Here is a 17,826-nt window from a genome sequence, read left to right as displayed (position 1 = left end):
CCTTTGCTCCGTCGGCTGCGAGTGAGACTCTACAGCAGCTCAGAGGGTCCGGTCGAACTCACTCATGGCGACGGCCGCGTCACGGCGCAGCCGCGTCGATCGCCTTGATGATGCGCTTGTCGGAGACGGGCTGCGCGGTCCCCAGAGCGTGCGCGAAGTAGCTCACCCGCAGCTCCTCGATCATCCAGCGGATGTCCAGGACCTCCTGCGGTACCGGCCGGCCCTTCGGCATCTGCTCCAGCAGCCAGGCGTACTCGTCCTGCATCTCGTGGACCTTCCCCATACGCGTGGTGTCGCGCTGGACGGACGTCGGCATCTGCTGCAGCCGGCGGTCCACCGCGACCAGGTAGCGCATCAGGTCCGGCAGGCGCTTCAACCCCGTACGCGTCACGAAGCCCGCGGGCACGAGGCCCGTCAGCTGCTCCCTCACGTCCTGGAGGTTGTTGATCAGGGTCAGGCTGTTCGTCGCCTTGAGGCGCCGCTCACAGGCCTGCCAGGCGGCCAGGATCTGCCCCACCTGGTCCACGGTCCGCACCGTCGTGTCCACCAGGTCCGTGCGCACCGCGTCGAACAGCTTGCGGAACGCGTCCCCGTCCCAGACCGGACCGCCGTGGTCGGCGATCAGCTTGTCCGCCGCGGCCGTCGCGCAGTCGTCGAAGAGCGCCTGGATCGATCCGTGCGGATTGCGCGAGAGAGCGAGCTTCTGCTGGTTCGACAACCGCTCGGAGGCGAACTTCGCCGGGTTCACCGGGATGTTCAGCATGATCAGCCGACGGGTGCCCTGCCACATCGCCTGTGTCTGCTCGGCCTCGGTGTCGAAGAGCCGTACGGACACGCTCTCACCGGCGTCGACCAGGGCCGGGTACGCCTTGACCGGATGGCCCGCGCGCCGTGTCTCGAAGACGCGGGCGAGCGGGCCGACCGTCCAGTCCTTCAGGCCCGTGCGCTCGATCGCCTCGCCGCCCGAGCGCTCGGCGGTGGCCGCGGCGGCCTCGGACAGGGCCTGGCGCGCCTTGGGCTTCAGCCTCAGGCGCAGCGCCTCCAGGTCCTTGTCCTCGGCCACCTTGCGGCGGCGCTCGTCGACGACCCGGAAGGTGATCCTCAGATGGTCCGGGATCCTGCCGAGGTCGAAGTCGTCACCCGTGACCGGCACCCCGACCATGCGCTGCAGCTCGCGGGCGAGCGTGGCCGGCAGCGGCTCCTGCAGTGGGACGGCACGCTCCAGAAAGGCCTTCGCGTAGTTCGGCGCGGGCACGTAGTGGCGGCGGATCGGCTTCGGCAGGGAGCGGATCAGCTCCATGACGACCTCCTCGCGCAGGCCCGGGATCTGCCAGTCGAAGCCCTCGTCCGTGACCTGGTTGAGCACCTGCAGCGGGATGTGGACGGTCACGCCGTCTGCGTCGGCACCCGGCTCGAACTGGTAGGTGACCGGGAACTTCAGCCGCCCCTGCCGCCACGAGTCCGGGTAGTCGTCCTTGGTGACGGCCCCGGCCTTCTCGTTGATGAGCATCTCGCGCTCGAAGTCGAGCAGATCCGGCTGCTCCTGGCGCTTGTGCTTCCACCAGGAGTCGAAGTGGGCGCCGGACACCACGTGCTCGGGCACCCGCCGGTCGTAGAAGTCGAACAGGGTCTCGTCGTCGACCAGGATGTCGCGCCGACGGGCCCGGTGCTCCAGCTCCTCCACCTCGGTGAGCAGCTTGCGGTTGTCCGCGAAGAACTTGTGGTGCGTACGCCAGTCACCCTCGACCAGGGCGTTGCGGAGGAACAGCTCGCGGCTCGTCCCGGGGTCGATCCGGCCGTAGTTCACCTTGCGCTGGGCGACGATCGGCACGCCGTACAGCGTGACCTTCTCGTACGCCATCACCGCCGCCTGGTCCTTCTCCCAGTGCGGCTCGCTGTAGGTGCGCTTGACCAGGTGCCCGGCGAGCGGCTCGATCCACTCGGGCTCGATCTTCGCGTTGACCCGGGCCCACAGGCGGGACGTCTCGACCAGCTCGGCGGACATCACGAAGCGCGGCGGCTTCTTGAAGAGGGCGGAGCCGGGGAAGACGGCGAACTTGGCGTTGCGGGCGCCCAGGTACTCGTTCTTCGCCGAACTCTTCCCGCCCTCCCGCTGGGTGTCCTTGACGTCCTTCATCCCGATGTGGGACAGCAGACCGGCGAGCAGCGAGACATGGACGGACTGGTCCGGGACGGCAGCGTCCGCCGGAGGCTCCTCGAGATGCATCCCCATCTGCTTGGCGACCGCGCGCAGCTGGGCGTAGATGTCCTGCCATTCGCGGATGCGCAGGAAGTTCAGGTACTCCTGCTTGCACATCCGGCGGAAGCTGGACGAGCCGCGCTCCTTCTGCTGCTCGCGGACATAGCGCCAGAGGTTGAGGAAGGCGAGGAAGTCGCTCGTCTCGTCCCGGAAGCGGGCGTGCTGCTGATCGGCCTGCGCCTGCTTGTCGGAGGGCCGCTCGCGCGGATCCTGGATGGACAGCGCGGCGGCGATGACCATGACCTCGCGGACACAGCCGTTCTTGTCGGCCTCGATGACCATCCGGGCGAGCCGGGGGTCGACGGGCAGCTGCGCCAGCTTGCGGCCCATCTCCGTGAGCCGCTGCCCCCTCTTCCCCTCCTGGGGGGACTTCTGGGCCGCGTCCAGCGCGCCCAGCTCCTGCAGCAGTTGCACACCGTCGCGGATGTTGCGGTGGTCCGGAGGGTCGATGAAGGGGAACTTCTCGATGTCGCCGAGCCCGGCCGCGGTCATCTGGAGGATGACGGACGCCAGGTTCGTACGGAGGATCTCCGCGTCCGTGAACTCCGGCCGGGACAGGAAGTCGTCCTCGGTGTACAGCCGGATGCAGATGCCGTCGGACGTACGGCCGCAGCGGCCCTTGCGCTGGTTGGCGCTGGCCTGGCTGACGGCCTCGATGGGCAGTCGCTGGACCTTGGTGCGGTGGCTGTAGCGGGAGATACGGGCGGTGCCCGGGTCGATCACGTACTTGATGCCGGGGACCGTCAGCGACGTCTCGGCGACGTTCGTCGCGAGGACGATGCGGCGGCCGGTGTGCTGCTGGAAGACACGGTGCTGCTCGGCGTGCGAGAGCCGGGCGTACAGCGGCAGTACCTCGGTGTGGCGGAGGTTCTTCTTGTTCAGGGCGTCCGCGGTGTCGCGGATCTCCCGCTCCCCGGAGAGGAAGACCAGGATGTCGCCCGGTCCCTCCTTCTGGAGTTCGTCGACCGCGTCGCAGATCGCGGTGATCTGGTCGCGGTCGGACTCGTCGGAGTCCTCTTCCAGGAGGGGGCGGTAGCGCACCTCGACGGGGTACGTGCGCCCGCTCACCTCGACGATCGGGGCCTCCCCGAAGTGCCGCGAGAACCGCTCGGGATCGATCGTCGCGGAGGTGATCACGACCTTGAGGTCGGGCCGCTTCGGCAGCAGCTGTGCCAGGTATCCGAGCAGGAAGTCGATGTTGAGGCTGCGCTCGTGGGCCTCGTCGATGATGATCGTGTCGTAGGCGCGCAGCTCACGGTCGGTCTGGATCTCCGCGAGGAGGATGCCGTCCGTCATCAGCTTGACGAAGGTGTCCTGGCCGACCTGGTCGGTGAACCGGACCTTCCAGCCCACCGCCTCGCCGAGCGGAGTGCGCAACTCCTCGGCGACCCGCTCGGCGACCGTGCGGGCCGCGATCCGGCGGGGCTGGGTGTGCCCGATCATGCCGCGCACGCCCCGGCCGAGCTCCAGACAGATCTTGGGGATCTGGGTGGTCTTGCCGGAACCGGTCTCACCCGCGACGATCACGACCTGGTGGTCCCGTATCGCCTCGAGGATCTGGTCCTTCTTCTGACTGACCGGGAGTTGCTCGGGGTAGGTGACCCCGGGCACCCGTGCCGCGCGCTCGGCGGTACGGGCCGCGGCCTTGGCGGCCTCCGCCGCGATCTCGTCCAGCACGGCCTGCCGGGCTTCGGGCTTGCGGATACGGCGGGTGCCTTCGAGCCGCCGCCCGAGCCGGTGCGCGTCGCGCAGCGAGATCTCGGCCAGCTGGGTCTGGAGATCGGCGAAGGAAGTAGACATACGGGCTCCAGGATCGCACCCGGGCGAGCGCAGTGGCGAACCCATTTCCGACCGGCGTGGGCTCGTGCGGCGCGTCACGGGAGGGTCCGGGCGGCTGCCGGGCGGGTGGAGTGCGGCCCCGTACGATGACGATCACACCGAGCCGGACGTACCGGACACGGCCGACACGGACGGACGCCTGTCCGGACAGCGGCCGGCACCGGCAGGTCCCGACCGCCGTAGACAGCAGACAGCAGGAGACCCGCCCATGCCCCGCTTTCGCAGCCCGTGGTCGTGGTGCCGCGTGCCCGCGGCCACGGGTGCGCTGGCGGCGCTGCTGCTCGCGGCGCTGCTGAGCACCGGTGGCGCGGGGAGCGGTGACGGGTTCTCCGGGGGCGCCGGGTCCACCACGCCCACGGCGCGGCTCCACACGGCGCGGGCCGATGTGGCCCGGCAGGTTCAGGCCCGGCCGGAGCCGGCCGGGCACAAGGCCCCCGGTTGTGACCGGGGCCCCGGGGACGACGGCGGGCTGAGCCCCGCCGTGCCGCCGCGCGGGTCGTCGGCGCACGAACTGCTGCCCGCGGCATCGAGCGCTCACGCCGTCCCGGGCTGCTGGGCTCTCCACTCGGCCGTGCCGTACACACTTCCGGATCCCGGTCCTCCGCCGTTGCCCGCGCTCCGTCCCATCGACCTCTCCGTCCTGCGGGTTTAGGGGGAACAGGACCTCGGGCCCCCGGCCCTTCCGACGGTCCACCGCCCGTGCCCCCATCCCCTTCGCGTCCAGGAGAGACCACAGTCATGCCCGATTCCCGGTCCCGGTCCGCCCGTACATCCCTGAAGCCGTTCGTGATCGGCGCCGGCGTTGCCGCCGCTGCGGTCACGCTCGGTCTCGTCTCCTACACGGCCACCCGTCCCGACTCGTCCTCGTCCGCCGCCGACGAGGTCGCGGAGTCCTCCCCCGGGCCGGACTCCGGGGTCTACCCCGAACTGGAGAAGCTCGCCCGGCGTGCCTCCGGCGACCCGCTGGCCCTCGGCCGTGCGGACGCGCCCGTCGTGATGATCGAGTACGCCGACTTCAAGTGCGGCTACTGCGGGAAGTTCGCCCGTGACACCCAGCCCGTGCTGGTGAAGAAGTACGTCGAGGACGGCACCCTGCGCATCGAATGGCGCAACTTCCCGATCTTCGGCGAGGAGTCGGAGAGCGCGGCCCGCGCCTCCTGGGCGGCCGGACGGCAGGGGCGCTTCTGGCAGTTCCACGACGCCGCCTACGCCGCGGACGCCAAGGACAAGGGGTTCGGCAAGGAGCGGCTGCGGGAACTCGCCCGCCAAGCCGGTGTGAAGGACCTGGACCGCTTCGCGAGCGACGCGGACGGCGAAGCGGCCCGGCAGGCGGTGGCCAGGGACCAGGAGGAGGGCTACGGGCTGGGTGCGACGTCCACACCGTCGTTCCTGGTCAACGGCCGCCCGATCGCCGGGGCGCAGTCGGAGGGGGCGTTCGTGGAGGTGATCGAGGCGGCACTGAAGGCCGCCGATCCCGGCATGGCCGCGGGCCCGGACGGGCCGAGCCCGTCGGTGGAGTCCCCGGCTCCGGGGAAGCCGTCCGGCCCGGGTGGCCCCGGTGTGCCGGGGAGTCCGTCCGGTTCGCCGGCCCCGGGTGCTCCGCGCGCCGCCTCCGGCTCAGGGCAGAGCTCCGGCCTCGGGCAGGGCTCCGCCTCCGGCTCCGGGCAGAGCTCCACCCTCGGGCAGGGCTCCGGCCGATGACGGGCATCGGCTATCTCGCCGCCTTCCTCGGCGGCCTGCTCGCCCTGCTCAGCCCGTGCAGTGCCTTGCTCCTCCCCGCGTTCTTCGCGTACTCGATCGACACCGCGACCAGGCTCGTGGCCCGTACCGGCATCTTCTACGCGGGTCTCGCGACCACACTGGTGCCGCTCGGAGCCGCCGGTTCGTTCGCCGGGCGGTTCTTCTACGGCCACCGCGAACTGCTGGTCGCGGCCGGGGGCTGGCTGATCATCGCGCTCGGCGTGGCCCAGATCCTGGGGAAGGGCTTCGCCTCCCGCCGTCTCGCCGAGGTCAGCGGACGTATCCGCCCCACGACGGCCCTGTCCGTCTACGCCCTGGGCCTCGTCTACGGTCTGGCCGGCTTCTGCGCGGGCCCGATCCTCGGGAGCGTCCTCACGGTGGCGGCGCTGAGCGGCAGCCCGGCGTACGGGGCGCTGCTCCTCGCCGTCTACGCCCTCGGGATGGCCGTCCCGCTCTTCGTGCTCGCACTGCTGTGGGAGCGCGGCGGGCTGGGGGAGCGGACATGGCTGCGCGGTCGCACCGTCCGTGTCGGGGGCCGGTTCGAGCTGCATACGACATCCGCCCTGTCCGGGCTGTTCTTCATCGCCCTGGGCAGCGTCTTCCTCGTCTTCGACGGCACGACCGCGCTGCCGGGGCTGCTCCCGGTGGACGCCTCGTACGCCCTGGAGCAATGGGCCGCCGGCGTCGGCAGGGCCGTCCCGGACTGGGCCCTGCTCGCCCTGGTGGTCGCAGCCGCGGCGATGGTCACGGCGGTACGGGTGTGGCGGCGCCGCAGCCGCGCATGACGGCGGCGGGGTCTCAGGGCGGGCCGGCACCGGCGAATTGAGCGGTGGTGTGTCACACCACCGAGTGCGTGACGCTGCCGACGTACCGGCCGCTCTGCGTGTCGGTCGGAATCTTGATCACCACGGTGGGTTCCCAGCGGGCCGAGTTGTTCCCCTTGCCGCCGGTGAGCTGGAAGGCGGTGCGGGAGGTGGCCAGGGTCACCTGCTGCGCCCGGGTGGCCTGGCCGGGGACGAAGGTGCCGGTGCCGGTCGTACTGGTCGCGGGCCCCGACCAGTACGACACGGAGCTCCTGGTGATCCGCCTCGTCGTGCTGGACCGGTCCGTGAGGTGGTTGGAGGTGACGCTTGCGGTCCAGGTGGCGGAGGAGAGTCCCCGCCCGTCGACGACCTCGACCGGTGTGAAGCGCACTCTGAGCGTCGCGCCCGGAGTGGCGACGCCGATATCGGCGGCCGCGGGCGCGCTGATGGACAGGGTTCCCGCCGCCAGGGGGACGGTGGCCGGGGCGGCGGTGGCGGCCGTGGACCGGGCACCTGGGCGGACAGCGCGAGGGCGAGTCCGAGGAGGCTGGTGTGGCGCAGGGGCATGGATGAGGTGGTCTGGTCGGTTCGTGCGACTCGGGGCATGACACGCCGTGGCGCAGGGCGGCCGGGGTGTCGGCGGGGCGGACCGCACGGTCGCGGGCGCGCCCGGTGCGGATCGCCAGCACTGTATCGGCAGTGGGTCCGGAAGCCGGGGCGACACTCGCGGGGTACGTCGCGGCACTTCACGACGGGTGGTGGTCGTGGTGCTTCGAAGTGCTGTGCAGCCCGGCACAGTTCACGTTGAGGGCTCTGTACGAGGTCGTGCGGCACAGCTCGCCAGCGGTCCAGGCCAGCCGTAACTCGCCGTTCTGCGACCGCCCTCGCCGTGCCGATAGCGCGGGCGCAGGAACAACAAAAAGCCCGCTCCGAGAAATCTCGGTGCGGGCGTTTTCGCTGTACAGCGTGGTGGCTGGGGCCGGGGTCGAACCGGCGACCTTCCGCTTTTCAGGCGGACGCTCGTACCAACTGAGCTACCCAGCCACGCGGCTCTTGCGAGCCGCAGCGGTCCTGACGGGATTTGAACCCGCGGCCTCCACCTTGACAGGGTGGCGAGCACTCCAAACTGCTCCACAGGACCAGAGGTGATGCATTGTGCGAGACCAAGTCTCGCACACGGTTGTGCGTGCCCCCAACGGGATTCGAACCCGTGCTACCGCCTTGAAAGGGCGGCGTCCTGGGCCACTAGACGATGAGGGCTAAAGGCCCGCCTGGGCGCTTCGCAGCGCGTCGGGGACGTGAGAAGCATATGGGATGCGGAGAGCTATCGCCAAAACGGTTTACGGGGTCCGCGGCCGCGGGGGTCCCGAGGGGCCGGATTCCGGGGCCACGCCGGTCGCCAGGTGGCGGCTGACCTCGGCCGTCGTGAGGCCCAGGCCCCCCAGGGTGATCTCGTCCCACGCCTGCAGCCGCCGGGTGCCGCGATCGAGGTAGAGCACCGAGGCGCGTACCTTCTCCGGCTCGTCGTTCTGGACCGCGCGCAGTCCGCCGCCGCCCGTGGACCCCTCGATCTTGAGCCGGGTGCCGAGGGGCAGCAGTTCGTTCACCCGGTGGTGGACGTGTCCGGCCAGGGCGAGCGGGACCTCGCCGTCGGCCTCGCGGGCGGCGACCGGGTTGTGGGCGACCGCGATGTCGACCGGCGTGCCCCCGCGGCGCTGGTCGCGCAGGGCGGAGGCGAGGCGGATGCCGGCCATGCGCTCGGCGGGGTCGCCGCCCGGTGCCGTCGAGCGGTCGGGTGTGAACTGCGGATCGCCCGTCCCGGCCACCCGCAGTCCGGCGATGGTGACCGCGCCGCCGCCGTCCAGGACGTGGACGTTCTTCAGGCCCTGGAGATAGCGCTGGGTGGCGGGCGAGTCGTGATTGCCGCGGACCCAGACGTACGGCGCACCGAGATCGGGGATCGGGTCGAGAAAAGCGTTCTCGGCGGCGCTGCCGTGGTCCATCGTGTCGCCCGAGTCGATGATGACGTCGATCCGGTACTGCTCCACGAGCGAGCCGATGATGTGCCACGCGGCCGGGTTGAGATGGACGTCGGAGACGTGCAGTACGCGGATCGTCGCCGGGTCCGGCTGGTAGACGGGCAGCGTGGAGGTCGCGTCGTACAGCTTGGTGATGTTGGTCACCAGCCGGGCCAACTCCTTCTGGTACACGTCGAATTCGGTGACGATCGAGCGGGCGTTGCCGACGACCGACGGCGCGCTGCTCAGCAGACCGGAGAACTTCGGCTCGAGGACCGACTTCGGGTTCCAGGTGGCGTACGCGCTGATGCCGGATGCCGCGAGGAGCACGAGCGCGAGACCGCCGGCCGCGAGGGCCCGGCGCGGGCGCCGGTAGACCGCCAGGCCGAGGGCGGTGGCACCGGAGACGACCGCGACGCAGGAGCGCCACGCCAGGTCGCGGGTGCCGGCCATGACGTCCCCGGTGACCTCCTGCTGCAGGCCCGAGAGCCGTTCGGGGTGCTCGACGAGGGCCTGGGACCGGACCGGGTCGAGGCGGTCGACGTCGACGTCGAGGCGGATGGGTGCCACATGGGAGTCCAGCTCCAGGGCGCCCAGCGGCGAGACATTGATCTTCGTGCCGCCGGAGAGGGACGGGCGCAGGGTCAGCGTGGTGTCCATCGGTCCCACGGGTGCGCGGACGGCCCCGACGATCAGCAGCCCGAGCCAGGCGCCGACCAGGACGACCGCGATCAGGCCGAGCGCCCGGGCGTACGGGTGCCCGGTGCCGGCGGCATCCCGCAGGAACCCCCGGGTGCCCGGTGCCGGCTGTTGCGGCCGCGGCCGGTTCAGCGGGTCGCGGCGGAAGCGGCAGGTGCGCGCGAGGGCGGTGCGGAAGGCGTGGAGCCGTTCACGAGCGCGAGCCATTGGTCCCGTATGCCCATGTGTGGGGGCTGGTATGCCGCGCGCCGCCGGTATCCCCGCTGCGTGACAATGGCCAGGTGCTGGAGATGACGCGCGAGGAGTTCGAGGAACTGGTCGCCGAGGCCCTGGACCGGATTCCACCGGAACTGACACGGCTGATGGACAACGTCGCGGTGTTCGTCGAGGACGAACCGCCCGCCGACGACCCGGAGCTGCTCGGGCTCTACGAGGGCACCCCGCTGACCGACCGGGGAGAGTGGTACGCGGGCGTCCTGCCCGACCGGATCACGATCTACCGGGGTCCGACCCTGCGGATGTGCGAGTCACGGGAGGAGGTCGTGGCCGAAACGGAGATCACCGTGGTCCACGAGATCGCCCACCACTTCGGCATCGACGACGAACGACTGCACGCGCTGGGGTACGGGTGAGCCCTCGACCGGATCCGGCAGATCCGGCAGCTCCGGGTCCCGGTCCGGAGCGCGGGTCCGGCGAGCCGGTCGATCCGGACGTCGATCTGCATCTGCGCGCGCATCGCGCGGAGACCGGCGGCGCCGGGAAGTGGCAGGTGCTCGCGGCGGTTTCGGCCGGCGGGGTCATCGGCGCCTGTGCCCGCTACGGGGTGTGGCTCGCCTGGCCTTCGCCCTGGACGACGCTCGTCGTCAATGTGTCGGGGTGCGCGCTCATCGGCGTGCTGATGGTCCTGGTCGCCGAGCGCAAGGTGATCGCGCGGCCGCTGGCGAGGCCGTTCCTGGGGGTCGGGGTGCTCGGGGGCTACACCACCTTCTCCTCCTACGCCCTCGACACGGTGGCTCTGGTGGAGCGTCAGCGGCCGGTCACGGCCGTCGTCTACGCCGCGACCACACTGATCACGGCGCTCGGCGCGGTGTGGCTGGCGGCGACCGTGACCCGCCGGGTGGTGGGCCCGCGATGAACTGGCTGCTCGTGGTGCTCGGCGCGGCCGCCGGCGCACCGCTGCGGTATCTGACGGACCGTGCGATGCAGGCGCGGTACGGCTCGGATTTCCCGCTGGGGACGTTCACGGTGAACGTCGTCGGAAGCCTGGTGCTGGGTGTGGTCGCCGGGGTGTCGGTCGGCGAGGGGCAGTCGTCGGCCGTGTACGCGTTGCTCGGCACCGGATTCTGCGGGGCGCTGACGACGTACTCGACCTTCTCCTACGAGACGCTGCGGCTGGCCGAGCGGGGTGCGGTGCGGCTGGCCGCGGCGTACGTGTCCGCGTCGCTGGTGGTGGGGTTCGGCGCTGTGGTGCTGGGGCTGGGTCTGACGGGGGCGCTGGGCGGGTAGTTGCGGACGGCGGCGTGTGGCAGGCGTGTCCCTTGTGGGGCAAAGGGAGTTGGGCAGAGGGAGTTGGGCAGTGAAGCCCGCGTCCCGTGTCCCGGAGGTGCCTCCCATGCGCCAGATGTCCGTTCCCGGCCGCTGTGCCGTATGGATCGCCACCGTCCTGGCGGCCGCGTCCACCGCCGGCTGCATAAGCGTGGGTGAGGGCGGCGGGGCGCCGGCGTCCTCGGAGTCGCCGCGGCAGCGCGGCGGGGCGGCAGAGCCGGACGGCGGGGGTGCCGCGCCGGGCGGCGCCGACGGGCGCACTCGCAGCGGCATGGGCGGCACTCTGCACTCCGGCGCTGCCGGAAGCAGGCGCGGCGAGGACGCGGGGGCCGACGCCGGTCCGAGCCCGTCCGCCGCACCATCGGTGCGGCCGCCGACGGCCGGCGGGAGCGGTGGGCCCGTACCGAAGCCCGCCGGGCCGCAGGGTCCCACGTCCGTGCCGGGCGAGCCGGATCCGCCCACGGAGCCCACGGATCCGCCCGCCGAGCCGACTCCGCCCGCCGAGCCCACTCCGCCCGATACCGATCCCGGCCCGACGGGAGAGCCGACGGAACCGCCGACCGCGACACCGGCGCCCGAGACGCAGTTGGGCGCGCTGCGCGAGACTTCCGACGCGTGGTCGGACGCGCCGTTCGCGGAGCCGGAGGCGTCGCCGCAGATGAGCCCCGAGCAGGACCGGTGGTGAGGAGAGTGTGACGAGCGCCGCATTCCCCTGGTTTGCCTTGAGCGGGGGAAGGTGCGTATGGTGGTAGATCGTTTGATCCCATTTGCCCGGCGCCACCACAGAAGCGCGCCGCGTGTGGCGCGTACTCTCCCTTGCCGTGGCTGACCGCATCGAGGCGGTCGAATTGCGAATCACGGAGTTTGGGCGCGTGCCGAGACTCCGGAAGGTTTCGCATTTCGCATGTCCATTTCCAGTACTGACCGTGCCGTCCTGCCCGAGAACGACATCGAGAACGACATCGAGAACGGTGTCGAGAGCGGGGACACGACCGAGGCCGTGAACGGTACGGGCGTCGACAGCACCGCCGGCGCCGACACCACCGACACCACCGACATCACCGCGGAAGCCGGTGCTCCCGAGGTGACCTTCGGCGACCTGGGCCTGCCCGAGGGCGTCGTCCGCAAGCTCGCCCAGAACGGTGTCACCGTCCCGTTCCCGATCCAGGCCGCGACCATCCCGGACGCCCTGGTCGGCAAGGACATTCTGGGCCGTGGCCGCACCGGCTCCGGCAAGACCCTCTCCTTCGGCCTCCCGCTTCTGTCGACGCTGGCCGGCGGCCACACCGACAAGAAGAAGCCCCGCGGCGTCATCCTCACCCCGACCCGTGAGCTCGCCATGCAGGTCGCCGACGCGCTGCAGCCGTACGGTGACGTCCTCGGCCTGAAGATGAAGGTCGTCTGCGGCGGCACGTCCATGGGCAACCAGATCTACGCCCTGGAGCGCGGCGTCGACATCCTCGTCGCCACCCCGGGCCGGCTGCGCGACATCATCAACCGCGGTGCCTGCTCGCTGGAGCAGGTCCAGGTCGCCGTCCTCGACGAGGCCGACCAGATGGCCGACCTGGGCTTCCTGCCCGAGGTCACCGAGCTGCTCGACCAGATCCCGACCGGCGGCCAGCGGATGCTGTTCTCCGCGACGCTCGAGAACGAGATCGACACGCTCGTCAAGCGCTACCTGGTGAACCCGGTCAGCCACGAGGTCGACGCCGCCCAGGGCGCCGTGACGACCATGTCGCACCACGTGCTCGTCGTGAAGCCGAAGGACAAGGCCCCGGTCACCGCGGCGATCGCCGCCCGCAAGGGCCGCACCATCATCTTCGTCCGCACCCAGCTGGGCGCCGACCGCGTCGCCGAGCAGCTGCGGGACGCGGGCGTGCACGCCGACGCGCTGCACGGCGGTATGACCCAGGGCGCGCGTACCCGCACCCTGGCGGACTTCAAGGACGGTTACGTCAGCGTCCTCGTCGCCACCGACGTCGCCGCCCGCGGTATCCACGTCGACGGCATCGACCTGGTGCTGAACGTGGACCCGGCCGGGGACCACAAGGACTATCTGCACCGTTCCGGCCGCACCGCCCGCGCGGGCCAGTCGGGCACGGTCGTCTCGCTGGCGCTTCCGCACCAGCGCCGCCAGATCTTCCGGCTGATGGAGGACGCGGGCGTCGACGCCTCGCGCCACATCGTCGGTGGCGCCGGCGCGTTCGACCCCGAGGTCGCCGAGATCACCGGCGCCCGCTCGCTGACCGAAGTCCAGGCCGAGTCCGCGAACAACGCCGCCAAGCAGGCCGAGCGCGAAGCCGCCAGCCTCACCAAGGAGCTGGAGCGCGTCCAGCGCCGCGCGGCCGAGCTGCGCGAGGAGGCCGACCGCCTGGTGGCCCGTGCCGCGCGCGAGCGGGGCGAGGACCCCGAGGCCGCGGTCGCCGAGGTGACGGAGGCCGCGCAGGCCGAGGTTGTCGCCGAGGTGTCCGTGCCGGAGCAGCGACCGGTGGCCCGTGAGGAGCGCGACTCCCGTGAGTCCCGCGACGAGCGTCCTTCGTACGAGCGCCGTGACCGCCGTGACGACCGCGGCAACTTCGAGCGCCGTGACCGTCGTGACGACGACCGCGGCGGGTTCCGCCGGGACAACGACCGCGGGGACCGTGGTGGTTTCCGTCGTGACGACCGTCGCGACGATCGTGGTGGCCGTTCTTTCGAGCGTCGTGACAACGACCGTGGTGGTTTCCGTCGTGACGACCGCCGTGACGATCGTGGTGGCCGTTCTTTCGAGCGTCGTGACAACGACCGTGGTGGTTTCCGTCGTGACGACCGCCGTGACGATCGTGGTGGCCGTTCTTTCGAGCGTCGTGACAACGACCGTGGTGGTTTCCGTCGTGACGACCGCCGTGACGATCGTGGTGGCCGTTCTTTCGAGCGTCGTGACAACGACCGCGGGGACCGCGGTGGTTTCCGTCGTGACGACCGTCCTTCGGGCGGCTTCCAGCGCCGCGACAACGACCGTGGCTTCGAGCGCCGCGACCACCGAGGTGGCAGCGACCGCCCGTTCAACCGCGACCGTCGCGACGACCGTCCTTCGGGTGGTGGCTTCCGCTCGGCCGGCAGCCACGACCGCCCGCAGGGCCGCCGTGACGACCACCACCGCGGCTCGGGCTCCGGCTCGTTCGGTGGCGGCCGCCGTGACGACAAGCCGCGCTGGAAGCGCAACGGCTGAGAACTGACTGAGTGACTGCGGGCCCGTACGGCACATCAAGTGCCGTACGGGCCCGCTTGTTTGTTCGTCCGTTGCCCACCTGAACCCGTTCGAAAAGACCTACCGATGCGTATGGGGCCGCTGTTATGCTCTGCATACTTTTGGGTGGGGAGCGGCCAAGGGGGGCTTGGCTCGAATTCATCGCCAGACCGGTGTTTCTGCCGCTCGCCCCATCCGTCTTCTGGAGTTCTGGGGAGGGCTCAGTTGACCCATCGTGTGTTCCGTCGCGTCCGGGCCGCGAGACCTGTCACTGTCACATTGGGTGCCTCCGTCGCCCTTGCTGCCGCGCTCGGCGTGCCGGGTGCGCCGCCCGCACATGCCGTGGACGCGAGCGAGATCGTCGTGCCTCGCACGATGCAAACCACGCCCGGCTACGGCTCTGTGATGAGCGCCGGCCCTTCCGGTTTTCTGCATCTCGACACGGCTTCGGACTACTTCGGTCTGGAATGGACGACGTGGGACGGCTCCACTCGGCGGATCGAAGGCGGCAAGGGCGAGGGGTCGGTGGACCCCGTGGAGTGGTACGGAACCGCATCGGATGTCGTCGCGGTTCCACCGACGGGCAGCAGTCGGGACGTGCGGTTGCAGGACATGGCCACCGGGGCGGCGTCCGTGATCACGATCCCGGAGGGCCAGCGTTACCGGTCGACCATCGGTGACACCGTCGTGACGCGCGCCGGGGGCAGCGCCGGTGGGAGCAGCTGGACCGAAGATCATCTCCTGCGGATCGAGAACGGGGCTTTGGTCGACCGTCTCGTGACGGGACTCCCCGCCGGCAGCACCATGGAGTGGCCGACCCCCAGGAACGGGGCGAATGGATTCCTGCGCTCGGTGACCATTCCCGGTGAGGCAACGACCCGATACGCCTGGGTCGATATCAGGTCGGCGACAGCCGAGCTCCTGCCGCCCGGGGCGGCATACGTGAACTCCGTGGTGACGGCCCATCACCTGGTGACCCCCGTGGGCGGGAGCGCTGTCCGTGTCCATGAGCTGGGGAAGTTCGACTCCCCGGCCCTGGAGCTGAAGGTCGACCTGAAAGACGCGTACATCCTGGGCGTCGTCGGCGATTCGCTGATCCTCGGCAGGTACGACTCGCAGTTCGGCCCGAAGACGTCCGGGGCATCGCAGTACAGGATCGTCGCCGTTCCCCTCGACGGCTCACAGGAGCGCACACTCATCGCTCGGGGTACGACGCGGGTGGCCGTCCACCCCGACGGCGGTGTGATGGTCGTGGGTGGGTCGTCGGCAGCGGACTACGGCATCAATGCGATCACCGCGGATGTGGGCGGGGCCCCCGCGTGTGACGCGAGTGCTCGGAATTCCCGCGGTACCCACGGGTATCCAGCGCATGGTGATGGATCAGGGCAGGCTCCTGACACTCGAATACGGGGACCGGGCCACGTCGTTCCACGAGCGGGAGATCACTGAGGGCGATCCCGGATACGGAGAGCTCCGTCGGCGCGGTGGTCTTCTGTCTCCGTACAACAAGTGCTGGGGAGACGTGGAGTGCCCGGAGATCCGTCCGACCGGTGATGGACGCCTGGTGTACCGGGACGAGCTCTCGTCGGACAGCTGGCCGGGCCGGCTGCGTGTGGTGGAGCCGGGCGAAGATTTCCCAGGAGCTCCCGTCGAGGTCGGTCTACAGGACTCGCGGTCCCCGAAGATGTGGGTCCGCGGAGCTTCCGACAACCTGGTGCTGGTCCAAGGCCAGTCGGCGCAACCCGGCTGGGAATTCCGGGTTGTCGACATCGACACCGGCAAGGTGATCCGTAAGGAGCCGTCCACGGCGTCTGCCATCTGGGGTACGACTCTCTGGACGATCCCGCTGCCTGGGACGTACACGGCGAAGGACGTACATACCGGGAAGCCGTTGATCTCCATCAGCCCTGGGGCCGGCTGCGATGACACTGCCGATCTACAGGCGGTCGGTCGATGGGTGTACTGGAAGTGCAGCATCTCCACCGCGCCCTATTACGCGGCCGGTGTCTACGACTTGGTGAACCGGCGAAACGTGCCGCTCGCGGACTTCGGTCCGGCGCAACTGGGCGACGGGTTCGTTGCCATCGGCGGTGGCAACCGTGCGCTGGACGTCCTTGACGTTCGCAGCGGGACCGCAGTGGCGCAGCATGTCGCCGATTCGGCAGGCATCGTCTCGCTCGACCGCCGCTCCGGGCAGCTGGCGTACACGGCACGGGACGGTGTCCACGTGCGGCACTTCGGCATGCCAGCGTCGCCCCTCGCCGTTCTCTACAGTTCCACGACGCCGGGCGTGGACGGGGACGGGACGCCCGTGGACTGGCGTGCCGAATGGTGGCTGACCAGGCCGGCCGCTTCCTGGGACGTCGTAGTACGGCACAAGACCACGGGTCGCACCGTGGCCGCGTGGAGCGGCGGCGCGACCAAGTACTCGGTCAGCACCACGTGGAACGGCAGAATGTCGTCCGGCGGCAAGGCCCCTGATGGCGCGTACACCTGGACGCTTACGGTTCGCCCCGCCGACGGCCAGGGCGTCGCCACGGCAACGGGCGTCCTTGCGGTGACCGGTCATCCCGTTCAGCGTCACGATCACGCGGGCGCTGCCACCCTCCCGGACGGCAACGGTGACCTGCTCGCCCTCACGTCTTCCGGTTCCTTCGACTTCTGGCACGGCACGGGCACGGGCCGGGTCTCAGGGAAGACCTCGGGGGCGGGCTGGCCCGCCGGGGTCAGCGCGGTGCCGTTCGGCGACGTGAGCGGCGACAACTGCAACGACGTGCTCGTCCGGATGCCCGGTGGCGAACTGCGCGCCTACAAGCCGGCCTGCGGACAGGCCCTGACGCCTTCGGTCCCGTACACCAAGGCCGGCAGCGGTTTCGGCGGGTTCGACGTGCTCACATCCCCCGGTGACTTGACGGGCGACGGGCGCGACGACCTCATCGGACGGAACGGGAACGTGCTGTACCTCTTCGCCGGGCGCAGCGGCGGCACGGTCGCGAGCGCGGTGAAGCTCGGCTCCGGGTGGTCGTCCTTCACCCACATCGTGGGTGTGGGCGACCTGAACGTCGACGGCGCCGGTGATCTGATCGCGCGCAAGAGCGACGGCACGGTCTACCGCTACGACGGCGCGGACACCGGCGGCTTCCGGCGGGCGGTGAAGATCCTCTCGGGCTGGGGCGGTTCGTACACCTCGATCGTCGGTGTCGGCGACGTGACCGGCGATGCCCGTCCCGACCTGATCGCCCGCGACCGGGCCGGCGCCCTCTTCCGCCTTTCGGGCGACGGCAACGGCACTTTCGAGGCGGCGGCGCAGATCGGTGTCGGCTGGGCGTCGATGAAGGGCCTCTCCTAGAGCCCCTTACGGGCGTGCTGCGTCGGGTGACGTGGCCGGTGAGCCAATACCCGATCGGCTCACCGGCCACGTCCGGCTATGCTCATGGATGACGCGTCGAGGGCCGTTAGCTCAATTGGCAGAGCAGCGGACTTTTAATCCGTTGGTTGTGGGTTCGAGTCCCACACGGCCTACCGCACGCGGGGACGGGGATATGCCACCTGACCTGCGCCTTAGCGCCTCATCCGAGTGTTTCGGCTGGGGCGCTTTGCTGTTTCGAGGGCGGCCGTTGGCCTGATGTGAGCCCGATGTGAGCCCGGCGGTACGAGTAGCCTGCCGCGGCACCAGCCTCACGGCTGCCTCGG

At 70.6% G+C, this 17,826-nt stretch carries 13 protein-coding genes and 4 tRNA genes; 11 read left to right on the top strand and 6 right to left on the bottom strand.

Annotation, left to right across the window (positions count from 1 at the left end):
• Positions 1-79: 79 nt before the first annotated feature.
• Positions 80-4,060, bottom strand: coding sequence for an ATP-dependent RNA helicase HrpA (gene hrpA / locus ACTWOL_RS17915; RefSeq protein WP_474297739.1), 3,981 nt, complete (start codon positions 4,058-4,060; stop codon positions 80-82).
• 247 nt (positions 4,061-4,307) lie between these two features.
• On the opposite strand from hrpA, the gene ACTWOL_RS17910 reads away from it, so the two are divergent.
• From ACTWOL_RS17910 to ACTWOL_RS17900, 3 genes are all read left to right on the top strand, one after another.
• Positions 4,308-4,751, top strand: a complete 444-nt coding sequence (locus ACTWOL_RS17910; protein WP_474297738.1) for a hypothetical protein — start codon at positions 4,308-4,310, stop codon at positions 4,749-4,751.
• Positions 4,752-4,837: 86 nt separating this feature from the next.
• Positions 4,838-5,800: a DsbA family protein gene (locus ACTWOL_RS17905; protein ID WP_474297737.1), complete on the top strand. Its 963-nt coding sequence runs from the start codon at positions 4,838-4,840 to the stop codon at positions 5,798-5,800.
• Positions 5,797-6,624: a cytochrome c biogenesis CcdA family protein gene (locus ACTWOL_RS17900; protein ID WP_474297736.1), complete on the top strand. Its 828-nt coding sequence runs from the start codon at positions 5,797-5,799 to the stop codon at positions 6,622-6,624. The genes ACTWOL_RS17905 and ACTWOL_RS17900 overlap by 4 nt, the downstream gene beginning before the upstream one ends.
• A gap of 52 nt (positions 6,625-6,676) precedes the next feature.
• Here the strand turns inward: ACTWOL_RS17900 and ACTWOL_RS17895 are convergent, their stop codons facing one another.
• The 5 genes from ACTWOL_RS17895 to ACTWOL_RS17875 all read right to left on the bottom strand — a co-directional run bounded on the left by ACTWOL_RS17895 (position 6,677) and on the right by ACTWOL_RS17875 (position 9,566).
• Entirely contained in the window at positions 6,677-7,033 is a 357-nt protein-coding gene (locus tag ACTWOL_RS17895) for a hypothetical protein (RefSeq protein WP_474297735.1), read from the bottom strand.
• Between the two features lie 576 nt (positions 7,034-7,609).
• Positions 7,610-7,686, bottom strand: a tRNA-Phe gene (locus ACTWOL_RS17890).
• A 22-nt stretch (positions 7,687-7,708) separates the two neighbouring features.
• Positions 7,709-7,783: transfer RNA gene (locus ACTWOL_RS17885), tRNA-Asp, on the bottom strand.
• Between the two features lie 46 nt (positions 7,784-7,829).
• A tRNA-Glu gene (locus ACTWOL_RS17880) sits at positions 7,830-7,902 on the bottom strand.
• 80 nt (positions 7,903-7,982) lie between these two features.
• A complete protein-coding gene (locus ACTWOL_RS17875; RefSeq protein ID WP_474297734.1) occupies positions 7,983-9,566 on the bottom strand; it encodes a metallophosphoesterase family protein in 1,584 nt (527 codons plus the stop codon).
• Positions 9,567-9,643: 77 nt separating this feature from the next.
• Here ACTWOL_RS17875 and ACTWOL_RS17870 point away from each other — a divergent pair, with 77 nt between their 5' ends.
• The 8 genes from ACTWOL_RS17870 (at position 9,644) to ACTWOL_RS17835 (ending at position 17,655) form a co-directional block, all read left to right on the top strand.
• Positions 9,644-9,991 carry a metallopeptidase family protein gene (locus ACTWOL_RS17870; RefSeq protein ID WP_474301186.1) on the top strand — a complete coding sequence of 116 codons (348 nt, stop codon included), beginning with the start codon at positions 9,644-9,646 and terminating at the stop codon, positions 9,989-9,991.
• 86 nt (positions 9,992-10,077) lie between these two features.
• The gene (locus ACTWOL_RS17865; RefSeq protein ID WP_474301185.1) at positions 10,078-10,494 is read left to right on the top strand and encodes a fluoride efflux transporter FluC; all 417 of its coding nucleotides are present in this window, start codon (positions 10,078-10,080) and stop codon (positions 10,492-10,494) included.
• Positions 10,491-10,865, top strand: coding sequence for a fluoride efflux transporter CrcB (gene crcB / locus ACTWOL_RS17860; RefSeq protein ID WP_474297733.1), 375 nt, complete (start codon positions 10,491-10,493; stop codon positions 10,863-10,865). The genes ACTWOL_RS17865 and crcB overlap by 4 nt, the downstream gene beginning before the upstream one ends.
• 106 nt (positions 10,866-10,971) lie before the next feature.
• Positions 10,972-11,589, top strand: a complete 618-nt coding sequence (locus tag ACTWOL_RS17855) for a hypothetical protein (protein WP_474297732.1) — start codon at positions 10,972-10,974, stop codon at positions 11,587-11,589.
• A 219-nt stretch (positions 11,590-11,808) separates the two neighbouring features.
• Positions 11,809-14,115 carry a DEAD/DEAH box helicase gene (locus tag ACTWOL_RS17850; RefSeq protein ID WP_474297731.1) on the top strand — a complete coding sequence of 769 codons (2,307 nt, stop codon included), beginning with the start codon at positions 11,809-11,811 and terminating at the stop codon, positions 14,113-14,115.
• Between the two features lie 297 nt (positions 14,116-14,412).
• Positions 14,413-15,582 (top strand): hypothetical protein, encoded by a 1,170-nt coding sequence (locus tag ACTWOL_RS17845; RefSeq protein ID WP_474297730.1) that lies wholly within the window; start codon positions 14,413-14,415, stop codon positions 15,580-15,582.
• Positions 15,503-17,482 carry a hypothetical protein gene (locus ACTWOL_RS17840; RefSeq protein WP_474297729.1) on the top strand — a complete coding sequence of 660 codons (1,980 nt, stop codon included), beginning with the start codon at positions 15,503-15,505 and terminating at the stop codon, positions 17,480-17,482. The genes ACTWOL_RS17845 and ACTWOL_RS17840 overlap by 80 nt, the downstream gene beginning before the upstream one ends.
• A gap of 100 nt (positions 17,483-17,582) precedes the next feature.
• Positions 17,583-17,655, top strand: a tRNA-Lys gene (locus tag ACTWOL_RS17835).
• Positions 17,656-17,826 lie beyond the last annotated feature (171 nt).

The organism is Micromonospora sp. IBHARD003 (assembly GCF_056106285.1).
This window is presented reverse-complemented; position numbering and strand designations above follow the sequence as displayed.

What these genes read in the sequence shown, in the direction of transcription:
- ACTWOL_RS17840 (WP_474297729.1), top strand. Translation starts at nt 15,503, where the DNA reads ATGGTGATGGATCAGGGCAGGCTCCTGACACTCGAATACGGGGACCGG.
- ACTWOL_RS17875 (WP_474297734.1), bottom strand. Translation starts at nt 9,566, where the DNA reads ATGGCTCGCGCTCGTGAACGGCTCCACGCCTTCCGCACCGCCCTCGCG.
- ACTWOL_RS17910 (WP_474297738.1), top strand. Translation starts at nt 4,308, where the DNA reads ATGCCCCGCTTTCGCAGCCCGTGGTCGTGGTGCCGCGTGCCCGCGGCC.
- ACTWOL_RS17850 (WP_474297731.1), top strand. Translation starts at nt 11,809, where the DNA reads ATGTCCATTTCCAGTACTGACCGTGCCGTCCTGCCCGAGAACGACATC.
- crcB (WP_474297733.1), top strand. Translation starts at nt 10,491, where the DNA reads ATGAACTGGCTGCTCGTGGTGCTCGGCGCGGCCGCCGGCGCACCGCTG.
- hrpA (WP_474297739.1), bottom strand. Translation starts at nt 4,060, where the DNA reads ATGTCTACTTCCTTCGCCGATCTCCAGACCCAGCTGGCCGAGATCTCG.
- ACTWOL_RS17855 (WP_474297732.1), top strand. Translation starts at nt 10,972, where the DNA reads ATGCGCCAGATGTCCGTTCCCGGCCGCTGTGCCGTATGGATCGCCACC.
- ACTWOL_RS17900 (WP_474297736.1), top strand. Translation starts at nt 5,797, where the DNA reads ATGACGGGCATCGGCTATCTCGCCGCCTTCCTCGGCGGCCTGCTCGCC.
- ACTWOL_RS17905 (WP_474297737.1), top strand. Translation starts at nt 4,838, where the DNA reads ATGCCCGATTCCCGGTCCCGGTCCGCCCGTACATCCCTGAAGCCGTTC.